Origin of the sequence: Allorhizocola rhizosphaerae (genome assembly GCF_003426775.1) — a bacterium.
Taxonomy (GTDB): Bacteria; Actinomycetota; Actinomycetes; order Mycobacteriales; family Micromonosporaceae; genus Allorhizocola; species Allorhizocola rhizosphaerae.
The window spans coordinates 1-14,383 of sequence record NZ_QJUG01000213.1 but is presented as its reverse complement, the minus strand read 5'-3'; the positions used below and the strand labels follow the sequence as shown (position 1 = coordinate 14,383).

Genomic DNA, 14,383 nt, shown 5'->3' with positions numbered 1-14,383 from the left:
CGGGCAGACGCTAGCGGAGGCCAAGCGGCCTCGCGGCCGCAGCGGCGGGCGGGAGGCCGAGGCGAGACGCCCGCGGCCGAGAGGCACGGCCCGGCTGTCGCCTATCGCGCCGACATGGACGCGGTGCCCGGCGATGCCGGTCCGGCCCACCTGTGCGGCCACGACGTGCACACGGCGATCGGGGTCGGGGTCGGGCAGGTGCTCGCGCGGCTGCGAGACCGGTTCAGTGGGCGGGTGATGCTGGTGTTCCAGCCGGCCGAGGAGACGCTCGAAGGCGCGCGGGCGATGATCGCGTCCGGCGTGCTCGAACCCGTTGCGCCGCAGGAGTTTTATGCCCTGCACAGCGCTCCGCTGCCGGTGGGCGAGTTCGCGGTCATGCCCGGCTTCGGGCTTCCCGGCCTGGACACCGGGCACATCGACCTGTCCGGGCCCGATGCCGTGGAGCACGCCAGACGGCTGAAGGCGACGATCGATGGGTGGGCCACCGTCCCGTACCCCCAAAATCCTGAAGACATCGCCCGGATGCTGCACGATTCCCTCACACCTGACGGACCGCTGTCGCGGTTCGTGGTCGGCGGCGGTGTGCTTGAGCCGCGCCCGCAAGGGACGCGAGTGCGGTTCTGGTTCAAGGCATGGCCCGACGAGCGATATCACGAGCTGCGCGACGACATCCGCCGGCTCGCGGGGTCCGTCGACGGCGCGCGGGTCGAGTTCGCGCCGGAGCCTTTTCCCGCGATGGTGTGCTCGCCTTCGCTGAGCGAGGCCGCGGCCGCCTACATGCGCGGCGTCCCCGGGCTCGGCCCGGTCACGGTGCTGCACGCGTCGTTCCCGTTCAACGGCGAGGACTTTGCGCTGTTCCTGCGCCACGTGCCGGGAGCCATGTTCTACCTCGGCGTGGGCGTCGACGGGATGCCCCACTCCCCCGGTTTCGCCGCCGACGACCGCGCGATCGGGGTGGGCGTGCGCACCATGACCGGCCTGCTGTTGGACCGCCTTCACAAACTCTAACCGCCGTGCCCGCCGTGGAACGGGGTGGTCACTGCCTCGTAGGCCAGGTGCATCGACATGCCCTGGTCGGCGTGGGCGAGGTTGTGGCAGTGGTTCATCCACACGCCGGGGTTGTCGGCGCGCAGGGCGAGCTGCCACACCTCACCGGGCCGCACGTCGACACTGTCCATCCACAGTGGACTGCCCGAGACCGCCCTGCCGTCCTTGGCGAGCACCAGCACCCGGTGCCCGTGCAGGTGCCACGGGTGCGTCTCCATGCTGCGGTTGACGACGGTGAGGCGCACCAGGTCACCGAGGCGGACATGCTGGGTGGGCACCTTGGGAAAGGCCCGCCCGTTGATGGTCTGTGCATATGCCGGTACGCCGTCGACCAAAGCGAATCCGCGGTCCAGGACGAGCGTGAAGTCCCGGTCGAACGGCCCGCGCAGTGGGGGTTCCGCCGCCGTGCCGTAGGTCGTCAGGTCGAGCTCGGGCCAGCCCGACGTGTCGACGGTCAGTTGTTCGGCAGCGGGCGCGAGCCGCAACCCGACCCCCGGATCGTCGTCCACCAGCAGGGCCACCGGGCCGGACGGCATGGTGAAGGTCAGGTCGTAGCGCCCGCCCGCCGCGAGCGACAGCGCGGTCTCGCGCAGTTCGCCCGGCCCGCGCAGGTCGTTGCCGTCCACGGCGGCGAGCGCGAAGGCCGTGCCCGCCAGGGTGAACCGGTGCGGTGTGCTGTCCGTGTTGATCAGGCGCAGGCGCACGGGCGTGCCGGGTGCGACCTGCCGCGCCTCGACACCATCGTCAAGTCCAATCACGACAGTTCCATCGAGCGTGTGCACCGGCACAGTCAGGTCGAGACCGGGTGCGCTCGTGGCGGGCCGCACGATCAGCGCGCCATACAGCCCGAGACGGACGCCGAGATCTGAAACCTGATGAGTGTGGTACCAATACGTGCCCACCTGATCGGCCAGGAATCGATAGAGGTGCTCCTGCCCGGGCAGCACGGCGTCCTGCGTCACGCCCGGCGCGCCGTCCTCCGCATTGGCCACGTCATACCCGTGCCAGTGCAGTGTCACGCCATCGGGAATGTCCACATTGGTCAGTCGCACCTCGACCAGGTCGCCTTCGGTGGCGGTGAGCGCGGGCCCGGGCACCTGCCCGTTGTAGGTCCACGCCGAGACCTGCCGCCCGGAGGCGAGCGTCACGCTGGCCTGCCGGGCCGCCAGATCATAACGGCGGACGGTGCCACCGGGGGCCGGAGCGTCGGGCCCGCGCAGCTGTGTCACGGGCACACTGACCCCGTCCGTCCTCACTGGACCGCCGCCCGCATCGAGCTCCGGTGGCGGCACGAAGGCCAGGCCCACCCCGGCGAACGCTGCCACCGCAGCCAGAGCCACACCGCCCGCGAGGAACCGGCTGCCGCCCACGGGACCGCCAAGCGACATGCTTCCGACCTTGAGAGGACCGGTCGATTCACCGCCGGCCGAAGCAGTATCAGCCGATTCGCCGCCAGCCGATTCGCCGCCGACGGATTCAGTGGCGGCCGATTCGCCCCTGGCCGATTCAGTGTCGGGCGAGGCGGGGCCGGCCGGGAAGATGCCAACCGAGACGGCGACGGGCGAAGCGCCGCCACGCGAAGGGGCGCCCGGCGAAGGGGCGCCGGGCGAAGGGGCGCCGGGCGTAGCAGGCTCGACAATGCGCCGGGCGAGCAGGCTCGCGATTGCCACCACCGCGACCGCGAGCAGCGCGTCGGACACGTCCGCCGGATAGCCCACGAGGAGCCCGGCCGCCGACGCGACGCCGATCACCATCATCCCCACCGCGCGGGAGATCAGCAGCGCCGCAGCCGCGACGGCCACCAACGGCAGGGCGACGATCACCTTCTCCTGCACGAACCACCAGCCGTACCCGCCAAGCGCGACCACGACACCCACCCGGGCAAGGGTGAGCACCGCCGCGGCGGCAGCCGCGACGCGGGTCAATGTCCCGCGCCGCATGGCCGCCGCCACGCCCGCGCCCAGCCATCCCGCCGCGCTCAGCACGACGAGCAGGAGGTCGGCCGCGATCAGTTGCTGTGCCGTCATTTCGCCGCGCTCGCAGCGGAGAGGTGATCCCGTGCACGCTTCATGACCTTGCCGGTCACGTCCAGGATGAACGCGCCATTGACGGCATGCAGGCCCAGGATGGCAAGCGACACCGCGGTGGTGCGCTGCTCGGTCGAGCCGCCGATGATGTTGCCCAGCACGATGATGAGCACCTGCACGACGAGCAGGCCGAGCGGCGCGAGCGTGAACGCGACCAGTTTGCCGGGCGCCTTGGCCAGCGCGGCCGCGATGGTCGCGAGGATCGCCAGCACCGGGAAGACGATCCGCCCGTTCGTGGCGTGCAGCGCGTAGGAGTCATCGGTTTGCGGCCGGGTGAAGGCGCCGACCGCCGCGAAGTAGAACTGCAGCGCACCGGAGGCGAGCAACAGGCCCACCAACCCGACATAGATCCGCCGAATCATCATCGGGCACCCACCGGCAGCTGGCCCGCGACGCCGAACACCTGGATCGTCACGTCCGCGCTCGAACCAGGCGCCCCGCGCAGCACCCGGGTCAGCCGGGCGCCGAGATACCGGCTGATGTCCTCGCGCCACTCCTCGGGCACACTGACCCGCACCAGGAACCGCGGCCGCTCGTCCGGCCGTCCGCCGACCGTCCAGGCCTCGGGCTCGTGCACGATGACCTCGGCGTTGCCGATCGCGGTCTCCATCGCCATCGGCAGTGCCGGGTCCTCGAAGCTCACGTCGGTCATCAGCCGCTCGGCGAGCTGCCAGCGCTCCTGCGGGCTCAGGGCGCCGCGCGGCGAAAACACTTCCACAAAAATCATGAGTCCGATCTTCGGCCGAATCCGTGCCGGTGTCGTCGCCCAGCGAGCGGCACCGCCATACGATCACGGATGCGTTGTTCTGCCGCAACGCATACGCCCGTGGACGTAGCGGCGTACGTTCGCCGACGGATTCGGTCCCGCCTGAGCAGTGGATACGATCAAGCACATGTTTTTGTTCCGCCGACGGGTGCCCACGGTAGTGCAGGACGCGGCATTGGCCGTGTTCGTCGCGCTCATGCAGGTGCAGGGCACGCGCCAGGTGCTGCTCAAAGAGGGTGTCCCGCTGAGCTTCACCGATCACGCCGTGACCGGCGCGCTGCTGGCCGGCAGCGGCCTGGTGCTCGTGCTGCGCCGGCGGTTCCCCGGGACCGTGCTGGCCGTCGTCGGCGCCGCGAGCATGGCCTACTACCTGGGCGGATATCCCGACGGCCCGACCTGGCTCGCGCTGTTCGTCGCCGCATACACGTTCACGGCCTACGGCGACGGCCCGCGCACGGTGCGCGTCGCCCTCGTCGGCATGCACGTCGTCATCGTCGTATGGCTGCTCACCGCCGACTTTGGCAATCCGGGCGAGCTGGGCTGGCTGATGTTCCGGATCGGCACGACGGTCATGGCCATCACGCTCGGCGAGTCGGTGCGCATGCGCCGGGTCCTCGCCGTGCAGGCCCAGGAGCGCGCCGAGCGGGCCGAGCGCACCCGCGAGGAGGAGGCACGGCGCCGCGTCGACGCCGAACGGCTGCGCATCGCCCGCGAGGTGCACGACACGGTGGCGCATGCGATCGCCATCATCAACGTGCAGGCCGGGGTGACCGCGCACGTGCTGGACAAGCGCCCCGAGCAGGCCCGAGCCACGCTGCGCACCATCGAGCAGACCAGCGCGCGGGCGCTGCGCGAGCTGCGCGCGACGCTCGGCGTGCTGACCGATGTCTCCGATGACCACCGCTCCCCCACGCCCGGCCTGGAGCAGCTCGACGAGTTGGTCGGTCGGGCCGAGGCCGCCGGGCTGGAGGTGAGCGTGGAAATGCCCGAGCGGCCCGGCGAGCTTCCGTCCGCATTGGACAGTGCGGCGTACCGCATCCTGCAGGAGTCCATCACCAACGTGATCCGGCATGCCGGCCCGAGCCGTGTGACCATCGCGTTGCGGGTCAGCGGCGACGACCTGCGCATCGCGATCACCGACGACGGCAAGGGCGCGCCGCCCGCGGCCGACTGCGGCGGCGGGCGGGGCATCGCGGGCATGAGAGAGCGCTGTGAGCTGCTTGGCGGCTGGCTGAGCGCGGGTCCCCGGCCGGGAGGCGGATTTGAGGTGCGGGCGTTGCTTCCGCTGCGGCCCGATTTGGTACCGGCAAAATGATTAAAGTGGTTTTGGCCGACGACCAGGAGCTGGTGCGCGCGGGGTTTCGCATGCTGCTCGACGTCGAGGACGACATCACGGTCGTGGGTGAGGCGTCCGACGGCGCTGAGGCGGTGACGCTCGCGCGGTCGCACCGGCCCGACGTGGTGCTCATGGACATTCGCATGCCAACGCTCGACGGCATCGAGGCCACGCGGCAGATCGCCGGCGTTACCGGGCTGGAGCAGGTGCGTGTGCTGATCCTGACCACCTATGACACCGACGCCTATGTGTTCGAGGCGCTGGCGGCGGGCGCGAGCGGCTTCCTGCTCAAGGACAGCGGGCCGGCCGAGCTGCTGCACGGCATCCGGGTCGTGGCGGCGGGCGACGCGCTGCTGGCACCGCGCATCACCCGCCGGCTGATCCGCCAGTTCACGGCCACGCGGACCGCGCAGCACGCGTCCGACGACCGGCTCGCGGTGCTGACCACCCGGGAGCGCGAGATCCTGGCACTGGTCGGCCAGGGACTGTCCAATGAGGAGATTGCGGCCGAGCTGGTGCTCAGCCCGGCGACCGCCCGGACGCATGTGAGCCGGGCGATGACCAAGCTCGGCGCGCGCGACCGGGCTCAGCTGGTCGTCATCGCATACCAGACCGGCCTCGCACATTGACATGGGGTAATGTCGGTGTGCATGCACATCGCCTCAGGACCCAGCCAAAGTGCAGGGACAGCACCTGACATTGTCCGCGCTGTGGGTGGTGCTACCGCACACCGGCGAGCACGGGAACGTCTGTCCCCGTCACCGGCTGGCCAACCCCACCCAGCATGCACTCGACCAGCTTTCCGAACTCGTTCACGCCCGGCGCGACCGGTCAGCGCTGCACGCGGGCGGAGCCGCCGGACATGAGAGCCTCGACCTCGGCCCGGGTGGCCATGGAGGTATCGCCTGGCGTCGTCATCGCCAGCGCCCCGTGGGCGGCGCCGTATTCGACCGCGCGGGCCAGGTCGCCGGTGGTGAGCAGGCCATAGATCAGGCCGCTGGCGAAGCTGTCGCCACCGCCGACCCTGTCCAGGATCTCCAGGCCGGAGCGGTGCGTGGCGTGGGCGAAGCCTTCCCGGCTCCAGGCCACCGCGCCCCAATCGTTGACCGTCGCACTGCGCACCGTGCGCAGCGTGGTGGCGACGACCTTGAAATTGTCGTACTCCTGCACGACCTGACTGATCATCTTCTCGAAGTTCTCGGCCGCCAGGTCGGACAGGTCCTCGGACGTGCCGGGCACCTCGAAGCCGAGGCTGGCGGTAAAGTCCTCCTCGTTGCCGATCATCACGTCAACGTAGCGGGCCAGTCGCCGGTTGACCTCCTGCGCCCGCGCCTTGCCGCCGATCGCCTTCCACAGGCTCGGGCGGTAATTGAGGTCGTAGGAGATGACGGTGCCGTGGCGGCGGGCCGCGGCCATCGCCGCCTCGATCACGTCGGGTGTGGTGTCGGACAGCGCGGCGTAGATGCCTCCGGTGTGGAACCAGCGCACCCCCAGCGTGCCGAACAGGTGCTCCCAGTCGACGTCGTCGGCGCGCAGCTGACCCGCGGCGGTGTGGCCGCGGTCGGAGACGCCGACCGCGCCGCGCACGCCGAAGCCTCGCTCGGTGAAGTTGAGGCCGTTGCGCACGGTGCGGCCGATGCCGTCGTATGGGACCCACTTCACCAGCGAGATGTCCACGCCGCCGGTGAGGATCAGGTCCTCCAGCAGCCGCCCCACCTCGTTGTCGGCGAAGGCGCTGACCAGCGCGGTGCGCATGCCGAAGCAGCGGCGCAGCCCGCGGGCCACGTTGTACTCCCCGCCGCCCTCCCAGGCGCGGAACGAGCGGGCGGTGCGCACGCGCCCCTCGCCCGGGTCCAGCCGCAGCATCACCTCGCCGAGCGAGACCAGGTCGTAGCGGCACTCCTCGGCCGCACGGGCGACGATCGGCATCAGGCTCCCCCTTCTCGGGCGGCGGCGACCGCGGCGGCGGTGCGGCGGGTGATCTCGGCATAGTCCCCGGCAGCAAGCAGGTCTGCAGCGACCATCCAGGTGCCGCCGACGGCGAGCACGGCCGGGAGGGACAGGTAAGCATCGAGGTTGGCGGTGGTGACGCCGCCGGTGGGCACGAAGCGGATGCCCGGGAACGGGGCGGACAGGGCCTTGACCATCGGCGCGCCGCCGAGCTGCTCGGCGGGGAAAAACTTCACGGTGGTGAGCCCCGCCTCCAGCGCCATCTGGATTTCGGTCGGGGTGGCGACGCCCGGGAACACCGGGACGCCCAGCTCCTGGCAGCGGCGCACGACGGCGGCGCTGAAGCCGGGGCACACGACGTAGCGGGCGCCCGCCTCGACGGCGCGCTCGGCCTGCTCCGGGGTGAGCACCGTGCCGGCCCCGACAACCAGGTCGGAGGCGGCCGCGAGGCGTTTGATCGAGTCGAGAGCGCTGGGCGTGCGCAGCGTCACCTCGATCGAGTGCAGCCCACCCGCGGCGATTGCGGCAGCCAGTGGCTCGGCCTGGTCGGCATCGGGAAGGACGATCACCGGCAGCAGCCGGTCACCGGCCAGCAGCGTGATGATGTCGGATGCGTGTTCATGTTGGTGAACTGCGGTCACGTATGTGATCATAGTGGCGGACGAAGGGAATGGCAATGAACGAGGCGCGCCCGCCGGTGAAGTCCGCCGACCGGACCCTGGAGCTGCTGGAGGCGCTGGCCGCGGGCGGCCCGCGCGGGCTGGTCGAGCTCGCCCGCGAGCTGGACATTCCCAAGAGCAGTCTGCACGGCCTGCTGCGCACCATGACCCAGCGCGGCTGGGTCGAGACCGACGCCACCGGCACCCGCTTCGGCTTGGGCATACGCGCCCTCCGGGTCGGCGCGGCCTACCTGGACAGCGACGACACGCTGGGCCTGGTCAACGCGACACTGGACGCGCTCGCCGACCGGTTCGGCGAGACAGTTCACCTGGGCCGGCTCGACGGGCCGAACGTCGTTTACATAGCCAAACGGGAATCGGCGCACCCACTGCGGCTGTTCAGCGCCATCGGTCGCCGCCTGCCCGCGCACGCCACCGCGCTGGGCAAGGCGCTGCTGGCCCAGCGTCCCGACGCCGACGTCGACCGGCTGCTCGACTGGCCGCTGCCCAGCCTCACCCGGCACACCCTCATCACGCCCGAGGCGCTGCACGCGGACCTGGCCCGGGTGCGCGAGCGCGGCTGGGCCGAGGACCGCGAGGAGAACACCGAGGGCATCATGTGCCTAGCCGTCGCGGTGCCGCTGCGCCGGCCCGCGGTGGACGCGATCAGCGTCTCCGTCCCGCTGGCTCGACTACGCGACACCACCGCCGCCGACATCGTCGCCGACCTGCTCCGCCAAGCCACCCACCTGCAAGCCGCCGCCCGCCTGCTGCCCTAACTCGCCGTCGCGAGCTGGGCGACAACGCATGCCGTGTCGACAGGGCCGCTCAGTCCATGACGCGCGGCGTCGTCGGCTGAATCGCCGGACGGCTGCTCCTGGTCCGGGCCGGCGCATGCTACTTGGCCGGCACCTGCTCGACGACCTCAAACGCTGTGTCGAGACCCGCTATGCGCCCGACGTGACGCGGTAGCAGTCCATCACGCCCTCGACGTTGCGCACGGCGTTGAGCAGATGCCCCAGGTGCTTCGGGTCGGCCATCTCGAAGCTGAACCGGCTCACCGCGATCCGATCGCGGGTGGTCGTGACGGTCGCGGACAGGATGTTGACCCGCTCCTCGCTCAGCGCGCGTGTGATGTCGGCCAGCAGCTTGTGCCGGTCGAGCGCCTCAACCTGGATGGCGACAAGGAACATCGAGCCCGCCGTCGGCTTCCACGACACCTCGACCAGCCGCTCGGGCTGCGCCCGCAGCTCCTCGGAGTTGGTGCAGTCGTCGCGGTGCACGCTGATCCCGCCCGAGCGGGTCATGAACCCGAAGATGGTGTCGCCCGGCACCGGGGTGCAGCAGCGCGCCAGCTTGATCCAGACGTTGGACACGCCCTTGACCTCGACGCCCGGGTCGTGTCCGGGCCGGCTGGTGCGCCCCGGCCGCGACGGGAGCGTGGTCTCGGAGATGTCTTCGAGCGCGCCCTCCTCGCCGCCGTAGCCGGCCACGAGCCGCTGCACGACCGCCTGCGCGGAGACCTGACCCTCCCCCACGGCCGCGTAAAGCGAGGTGATGTCGCCCAGGTGCAGCTCGCGTGCGATGGCGAGCAGCCCACCGGCGGTCAAAAGCCGTTGCAGGGGAAGGCCTTGCCGCCGCATTGCCCGCGCCAGCATGTCCTTGCCCGCGTCGATGGCCTCGTCGCGCCGCTCCTTGTTGAAGTATTGCCGGATCTTCGTGCGCGCCCGCGACGACTTGACGAAGCCGAGCCAGTCCTGCGTCGGGCCGGCCGTCTCCGACTTCGACGTGAAGATCTCGACGACGTCGCCGTTGGACAGCGTCGACTCCAGCGGCACGAGCTTGCTGTTGACCCGCGCGCCGATGCAACGGTGGCCGACCTCGGTGTGCACCGCGTAGGCGAAGTCGACCGGCGTCGACCCGTTGGGCAGCGCGATGACTTCACCCTTTGGAGTGAAGACGAAGACCTCTTGGCTGGACAGGTCGTGCCGCAGCGCGTCGAGGAACTCGCCCGGGTCGCTGGTCTCCCGCTGCCAGTCGAGCAACTGCCGAAGCCACGTCATGCCGTCGATGTGCGTGGACGGGCCGGCCATGGTCGAGGCCTTGCCCTCCTTGTACTTCCAGTGCGCGGCGATGCCATATTCCGCCGTGCCGTGCATCGCGTGCGTGCGGATCTGCATCTCGACCGGCTTGCCGGTCGGGCCGATCACCGTGGTGTGCAGCGATTGATAGAAGTTCATCTTGGGCATGGCGATATAGTCTTTGAATCTTCCTGGTACCGGTTGCCACGCCGCATGAATCACGCCGAGCGCCGCATAGCAGTCCCGGACCGTGTCCACCAAAATCCGCACGCCCACCAGGTCGTAGATCTCGTTGAAGTCCCGCCCCCGCACGATCATCTTCTGGTAGATCGAATACAGGTGCTTGGGCCGCCCGCTCACCTTCGCATTGATCTTCGCGCCGCGCAGGTCTTGCCCCACCCGCTCGCACACCTGACGCAGCAGGCTGTCGCGCTGCGGCGTGTGCTCCCCCACCAGGCGCTGGATTTCCTTGAACCGCTTGGGAAACAGCGTGGCGAACGACAGGTCCTCAAGCTCCCACTTGACCGTGTTCATGCCCAGCCGGTGCGCCAGCGGGGCCAGGATCTCCAGCGTCTCGCGCGCCTTCTGCTCGCGCTTGGGCGGCGGCAGGAAGTTGAGCGTGCGCATGTTGTGCAGCCGGTCGGCCAGCTTGACCACGAGCACGCGCGGGTCCTTGGCGGTCGACACGACCATCTTGCGGATGGTCTCGGCCTTGGCCGAGTCGCCGAGCTTCACCTTGTCGAGCTTGGTCACGCCGTCGACCAGCAGCCCGACCTCCTCGCCGAAGTCGGCGCGGATCTGATCCAGCGTGTATTCGGTGTCCTCGATGGTGTCGTGCAGCAGCGCGGCCACCAGGGTCGTGGTGTCCATGCCCAGGTCGGCCAGGATGCTCGCCACCGCCAGCGGATGGGTGATGTATTCGTCGCCGGACTTGCGGAACTGCCCGGCGTGCCACCGGCGGGCCGTCTCATAGGCGCGCTGAAGCAGCTTGATGTCGGCCTTGGGATGCGCGGCCCGGTGCGCGTCGATCAGCGGCTGCAACTCCTCGCTGATCGACGCCGTCTGCCAGGGCGCGTTGAAGCGCGACAGACGCGCCCGCACCCGCCGCCCGGAGGGCATCGCCCCGATGATGGACATGCCAAGGCGATCCGTGCCGGGGGCGGCTCGGACCTCGAGCTCCTCCGCGGGCTGCTGCGGCTGCGCCACCCCGGGCTGCGCGGTCTCAGCGAGGGGCGCAACCTGACTGACTTCCTGAGACACCGGCCGCTCCTAAGCTTCTCGGATAGCCCATGCTACCTGTCCCAGGATCAGCCAGCGCGTTTACAGCTCTGCCATGATTTTCCGTCAACGGCTGGGCAAGAGCACGGCTTCGCCTGAGCGGAATTAAAACCGCAATTTCCGGCAGCGGCTGGCCTCGGACCGCTCCGCAGCCGAACCCAACCACGCAAGAGCACGGCTTCGCCTGAACAGCGCTAAACCGTTAAACCGTCAGCAGGGCATGCACCGGACGCCCGGACAGGCGCTGCCGCCCGGACAGGAACGCGAGCTCCAGCAGCACGGTGAACCCGACCACCTGCCCGCCCGCGCGTTCGACCAGGTCAAGCGTTGCCGCAGCGGTCCCGCCGGTGGCCAGCACGTCGTCGACCACCAGCACCCGCTGGCCGGGCTGCAGCGCGTCCTCGCCGATCTCCAGCGTCGCCTCGCCATACTCTAGGGCGTACGAAGTGGAGTGCGCCACACGCGGCAGCTTGCCGGCCTTGCGGATCGGTATCACGCCGACGCCCGCGGCATAGGCGACCGCGGCCGCGATGACGAACCCGCGCGCCTCGATGCCCACGACCATATCGAAGCCATCGCCCGCCTCGCGGACGATGGCATCGATAATCTTCCGGAACGCTGCACCGTCGGCGAACAGCGGCGTCAGGTCCTTGAAGATGATCCCCGCCTTCGGGAAGTCGTGCACATCGACCACCCGATCGAAGATCAGCTTCGAGATGTCCGTCACCGGCGCTTGCCTCCGCCACCGGAGCGTGCGGGCTTGCCGCCCGGCCGGGACGGCTTCTGCTGGGCACGCACCGGCTTGGCGCCGGCCTTCGGCGCGGCTGGCGCGGCCGGTGCCTTCTCCTTCTCCACCACCTCGTCGCCGCCACCCGCAGCCGCGGCCGCCGCCTTGCTGGCCAACTGCCCGCGCCGGGTCAGGACGCGCTTGGTGTGGTTCTGGATCACCGGGTCCATCTGCTTGAGCCACACCAGCAGCGGGCTGGCGAAGAACAGCGACGAATAGACCGCGACGCCCATACCGATGAACAGCACCAGGCCGAGGTCCTTGAGCGTGCCCGCGCCGAGCAGGCCCGCGCCGATGAACAGCAGGCCGCCGACCGGCAGCAGCGCGACAAGCGAGGTGTTGATCGACCGCATGAAGGTCTGGTTGAGCGCGAGGTTGGTCGCCTCGGCGTAGGTCTCGTTGCTCTTGCCGGTGATGCCGCGCGTGTTTTCCTGCACCTTGTCGAACACCACGACGACGTCGTAGAGCGCGAAACCGAGAATCGTCATGAAGCCGATCACCGTGTTGGGCGTGACCTCGAACCCGGACAGCGCGTAGACCGCAGCCGTCGCGACGAGGTCGAACAGCAGCGAGGCGACGGCCGCCGCGGCCATGCGCCACTCGAACCGGAACGCCAGGTAGGTGGTCACCGCCGCGAGGAACACGATCAGTGAGATCAGCGCGTTCTGCGTGATCTGGCCGCCCCACGACGGGCTCACCCGGCTGTCGCTCACGGCATCGGGGCTGATGTTGAGCTTCCGCGCGACCTCAGCCACGACTGCTTCGGTCTGCTGCTCGTCGAGGGTGGGCGTGCGGATCGAGTACACCGCGCCGGTGCTGCCACCGGCGATCTGCTGCCCGGCATGGATCTCGCCGATGTCGGGGGCCACCCCGCGCACGGCCTCGTCGACCGCGGTCTCCACCTGCTGCAGTGAGCCCGCGCTGACCGGCACCTGGAACTCGTTGCCGCCCTCGAACTCGATGCCGAGCTTGAAGCCGAACACGAACAGGCTGATCACCGAGACCAGCACGAGGCCCGCCGCGACCTGGAACCACAGCTTGCGCCGACCGACGATGTTGAAGTTTGCCTCGCCCCGATAGAGGCGACTCGCGAGGCCGCTCATGCCTGGCTCTCCTTTGCTTCACGCAGCACGCGGCCGAGGCCGCTGACCCGCGGGGAAAGGAACGCGGGGGTGCGGGCGAACAGCGCCATGATGGGGTACCGGAACAGGAACACCACCACCAGGTCCAGCGCGGTGGCAAGGCCCAGCGCGAACGCGAAGCCGGCGACCGGTCCGGACGAGATGGCGTAGAGGATGACCGCGGCCATGAGCGTGATCGCGTTGGCCGTAATGATGGTCTTGCGGGCCCGGGTCCACGCCCGCTGCACCGCGTTGCGCGGCGTGCGGCCCTCACGGATCTCGTCTTTGAGCCGTTCGAAATAGATGACGAATGAGTCGGCCGCGACACCTAGTGACACGATGAAGCCCGCGATGCCCGCGAGGGTGAGCGTGAAGCCCATCTCCCGGCCAAGGAACACCAGCATGCCGAAGGTCAGGATCGCCGAGAGGATCAGCGACAGGAAGATGACCGAGCCCAGCAGGCGGTAGTAGAAGAACGAATAGATGATGACCAGCGCCATGCCGATGCCCGCGGCCAGCAGACCGGCCCGCAGGTATTGCTCGCCGAGCGTGGCCGTGACGTTCTTGAGCTCCTCCTGCTTGAAGCTGACATTCAGCGCGCCGAAGTTGAGCCCGTCGGCCAGGTCCTGCGCCTCCTGCGCGCTGAACTGGCCGGTGATCTGCGAGTTGCTGGTGAGCACGCCCTGGATCTCCGGCGCCGAGATCACCGCGTTGTCGAGCACCACGGCAACCAGGCACTTGCCCTCGTCACCGAGCTTCTCGCACTTGGGATCGCCGCTGTTCTCGAAGGCCTCCTTCGTCAGCGCCGTCCACTTGGACTGGCCGCCGCTGGTGAACTCCATCGCCACGACCCGCTGTCCGGTGGTCTGGTCGAACTGCGGTGACGCCTTGGCGATGTCGGTGCCCGCGACCTTCGCGATGTCCAGGTAGTACTTGATCGAGTCCTGCAGGCACGCGACCGCACGCTTGGTGGGGTCTTGAATCGCGCCGGGGATCCGCTTGTTGAGCATCGCGCACGTGATCTGCGGGACGTAGAACTGCATCTCCGGGGTCAGCGCGCCCAGGTCGGTCTCGGGGTCCAACTTGGAGAACGGGTCGAGCGCCGTGATCTGCGCCTGGTCTGTCGGCGCGGCGGCCAGCGCCTTGGCCGCGTCCCAAGCGGCCGCGCCCACCTTCGCCCTGACCTCCGCCTCGGTGGCGGCGCCCGCGGCGCCGGGGCTCGGCGAGGCGTTGGGGCTCGCCGACGGGGAGATGCTCGGCGAGGGGGTCTG

General features: G+C 69.7%; 13 protein-coding genes. 4 read left to right on the top strand and 9 right to left on the bottom strand.

Going from position 1 to position 14,383, the window contains the following annotated elements; genetic code table 11:
• A partial coding sequence (locus DM816_RS32925; protein ID WP_162908077.1) for a M20 metallopeptidase family protein occupies positions 1–1,008 on the top strand: 1,008 nt, incomplete at its 5' end.
• Here DM816_RS32925 and DM816_RS32920 read toward each other — a convergent pair.
• From DM816_RS32920 to DM816_RS32910, 3 genes are read right to left on the bottom strand one after another with little or no spacing between them, the layout of a single operon-like run.
• The gene (locus DM816_RS32920) at positions 1,005–3,074 is read right to left on the bottom strand and encodes a multicopper oxidase family protein (protein WP_246002496.1); all 2,070 of its coding nucleotides are present in this window, start codon (positions 3,072–3,074) and stop codon (positions 1,005–1,007) included. The two genes, DM816_RS32925 and DM816_RS32920, sit on opposite strands and share 4 nt — an antisense overlap.
• Positions 3,071–3,499 carry a DUF6220 domain-containing protein gene (locus DM816_RS32915; RefSeq protein ID WP_211588958.1) on the bottom strand — a complete coding sequence of 143 codons (429 nt, stop codon included), beginning with the start codon at positions 3,497–3,499 and terminating at the stop codon, positions 3,071–3,073. The genes DM816_RS32920 and DM816_RS32915 overlap by 4 nt, the downstream gene beginning before the upstream one ends.
• Entirely contained in the window at positions 3,496–3,861 is a 366-nt protein-coding gene (locus tag DM816_RS32910; protein WP_117214379.1) for a hypothetical protein, read from the bottom strand. The genes DM816_RS32915 and DM816_RS32910 overlap by 4 nt, the downstream gene beginning before the upstream one ends.
• A gap of 166 nt (positions 3,862–4,027) precedes the next feature.
• Here DM816_RS32910 and DM816_RS32905 point away from each other — a divergent pair, with 166 nt between their 5' ends.
• Together DM816_RS32905 and DM816_RS32900 are read left to right on the top strand one after the other, a co-directional pair.
• On the top strand, positions 4,028–5,215 hold the full coding sequence (locus DM816_RS32905; RefSeq protein ID WP_117214382.1) for a sensor histidine kinase: 1,188 nt from the start codon (positions 4,028–4,030) through the stop codon (positions 5,213–5,215).
• On the top strand, positions 5,212–5,865 hold the full coding sequence (locus tag DM816_RS32900) for a response regulator (RefSeq protein WP_117214378.1): 654 nt from the start codon (positions 5,212–5,214) through the stop codon (positions 5,863–5,865). Before DM816_RS32905 ends, DM816_RS32900 begins: the two co-directional genes overlap by 4 nt.
• Before the next feature lie 202 nt (positions 5,866–6,067).
• On the opposite strand, the gene DM816_RS32895 is transcribed toward DM816_RS32900, so the two are convergent.
• Together DM816_RS32895 and DM816_RS32890 are read right to left on the bottom strand one after the other, a co-directional pair.
• Entirely contained in the window at positions 6,068–7,165 is a 1,098-nt protein-coding gene (locus DM816_RS32895) for a sugar kinase (protein WP_117214377.1), read from the bottom strand.
• Positions 7,165–7,827, bottom strand: coding sequence for a bifunctional 4-hydroxy-2-oxoglutarate aldolase/2-dehydro-3-deoxy-phosphogluconate aldolase (locus tag DM816_RS32890; RefSeq protein WP_246002495.1), 663 nt, complete (start codon positions 7,825–7,827; stop codon positions 7,165–7,167). Before DM816_RS32890 ends, DM816_RS32895 begins: the two co-directional genes overlap by 1 nt.
• A 35-nt stretch (positions 7,828–7,862) precedes the next feature.
• Between DM816_RS32890 and DM816_RS32885 the strand changes: the two genes are divergently transcribed.
• The gene (locus tag DM816_RS32885; protein WP_246002494.1) at positions 7,863–8,624 is read left to right on the top strand and encodes an IclR family transcriptional regulator; all 762 of its coding nucleotides are present in this window, start codon (positions 7,863–7,865) and stop codon (positions 8,622–8,624) included.
• 168 nt (positions 8,625–8,792) lie between these two features.
• Here the strand turns inward: DM816_RS32885 and DM816_RS32880 are convergent, their stop codons facing one another.
• The 4 genes from DM816_RS32880 to secD all read right to left on the bottom strand — a co-directional run.
• A complete protein-coding gene (locus tag DM816_RS32880) occupies positions 8,793–11,132 on the bottom strand; it encodes a RelA/SpoT family protein (RefSeq protein WP_425455301.1) in 2,340 nt (779 codons plus the stop codon).
• 274 nt (positions 11,133–11,406) lie between these two features.
• Positions 11,407–11,931 (bottom strand): adenine phosphoribosyltransferase, encoded by a 525-nt coding sequence (locus DM816_RS32875; protein WP_117214373.1) that lies wholly within the window; start codon positions 11,929–11,931, stop codon positions 11,407–11,409.
• The gene (secF, locus tag DM816_RS32870) at positions 11,928–13,094 is read right to left on the bottom strand and encodes a protein translocase subunit SecF (RefSeq protein ID WP_117214372.1); all 1,167 of its coding nucleotides are present in this window, start codon (positions 13,092–13,094) and stop codon (positions 11,928–11,930) included. Before secF ends, DM816_RS32875 begins: the two co-directional genes overlap by 4 nt.
• Positions 13,091–14,383 (bottom strand): protein translocase subunit SecD (gene secD / locus DM816_RS32865; RefSeq protein WP_117214371.1); only part of this gene is annotated, 1,293 nt, incomplete at its 5' end. The genes secD and secF, both read right to left, overlap by 4 nt.